The organism is Terrabacter terrae, from assembly GCF_039529575.1.
Classification (GTDB): domain Bacteria; phylum Actinomycetota; class Actinomycetes; order Actinomycetales; family Dermatophilaceae; genus Terrabacter; species Terrabacter terrae.
Genome location: NZ_BAAANB010000085.1, coordinates 1 through 1,922, shown reverse-complemented (window position 1 = coordinate 1,922; position 1,922 = coordinate 1). Strand labels below are relative to the sequence as shown.

Annotated in this window: 1 protein-coding gene; it reads right to left on the bottom strand. The window is 68.5% G+C overall.

The window, feature by feature from the left end; genetic code table 11:
• Positions 1 to 428: 428 nt before the first annotated feature.
• The coding region (locus ABD194_RS19285; protein ID WP_343994497.1) for a BCCT family transporter at positions 429 to 1,922 on the bottom strand (1,494 nt) is incomplete at its 5' end.

The following is a 1,922-nucleotide window of genomic DNA, read 5'->3' as shown; positions in this document are numbered from 1 at the left end:
GGGTTCACGCAGAACAGTGCTGCGACCTCACGGGGCGTGATCAGGTCCTGGGGAACATCCAGGCCGCTGACGTGCTCCGTCGCGTCTGCCGCGTCGATCTCCCGGCACGAGTCGCCGGCGATGGCTTCAGCGTTGACATCCCGCATGGTGCATTCCCCCTGCTCGAGTACCGCGGTGGCGCGGTGCAGTCCGTGGTCTCGCTCGAGACCGTTCGACGGATACTTGCACAGGAGCTGTCCCGCAAATGGTCATGAAGAGGTAAATTGCGGCAACCTTGCGGAAACGCCCCAAACACTCGAAACCGGTCACTCCGCCCGCAGCCCGTTCACGGCACACAGCGCATGCCGCGGGCACCTCCTCCCGCCCACAGCACGAACGCCGCGGCATCCCTTGGGGGAGGACGCGGCGCCCAGCTGCACGCCAAGCGGTCAGAGCCGCATCGACCCGCCGACCTTCGAGGTCCGGTCGTCGACCACGTCGGCCACGCTCGGGTGGTCGTGCGAGGTCTCGACGACGTCCTTCGCCTCGACGGGCTCGGTCGGGACCAGCTCGCCGACGCCCTCGCCCGGCGCGGTCTCCTGGACCGTGAGCGAGAAGTCGTCACCGTGCTCGCTGACGCCCGCGACGACGGCGTGCTCGACGGCCGCGACGGCATACTGCCTGCGCACGACCTGTGGGTCGCGCGAGAGGTCCTTCACGAGCGCGACCGCGAGCCCGACCATGATGACGAGGAAGGGCAGGGCCGCCACGATCGTGACGTTCTGCAGGCCCGACAGGGCGTCCTCACCGCCGATCAGCAGCATCACCGCCGCGACGGCACCGGTGGCCGCGCCCCAGAAGATCACCGTCTTCCTCGACGGCTCCAGGGTGCCCTTCTCGGACAGGGTGCCCATGACGATCGAGGCCGCGTCGGCCCCCGAGACGAAGAAGATCGCGACGAGGACCATGACGATGATCGCCGTCAGCGTCGGCCACGGGAGGTTGCCGAGCATCGCGAAGAGCGAGCCCTCGGGCGTGGACTGGGCGGCGATGTCCTTGCCGCCCTGCTGCTGCGAGATGCCGGCGCCGCCGAAGATCGCGAACCAGATGAGCGAGACGACCGACGGCACGAGCAGCACGCCGGAGACGAACTGCCGGATGGTGCGACCGCGCGAGATCCGGGCGATGAACATGCCGACGAACGGGGTCCAGCTCACCCACCAGGCCCAGTAGAAGATCGTCCAGCCCGCCAGCCACTCCTTCATGCCGTTCCCGCCCGCCGCGTCGGTGCGCGCCGACATCATCGCGAGGTCCTTGAAGTAGGAGCCGATCGTGGTCGGGACCAGGTTGAGGATGAAGACCGTCGGGCCGACGACGAAGACGAAGAAGGCCAGCGCGAGGGCGAGCACCATGTTGATGTTCGACAACCACTGGATGCCCTTCTCGATGCCGGAGACGGCCGACAGGATGAAGCAGACGGTGAGCACGGCGATGATGCCGATGAGCACGCCGTTGCCGACCTTGCCGATGCCGCCGACGATCTCGAGGCCGGAGCCGATCTGCAGGGCACCGAGGCCGAGCGAGGTCGCCGAGCCGAAGAGCGTCGCGAAGATCGCGAAGATGTCGATGACCTTGCCGGCCGGTCCGTTGGCGTGCTTCTCGCCGAAGAGCGGGGCGAAGGCGGAGCTGATGAGCAGCGAGCGGCCCTTGCGGAACACGCCGTACGCGACGGCGAGGCCGACGACGGCGTAGATCGCCCACGGGTGCAGCGACCAGTGGAACATCGTGGTCGCCATCGCGGTCTGCACCGCCGCGGGGTTGCCGGGGGCGCCGGTGCCGGGCGGCGGCTTCACGAGGTGGGTCAGCGGCTCGGTGACGCCGTAGAACATCAGGCCGATGCCCATGCCGGCCGAGAACATCATCGCCACCCACGACGACGTGCG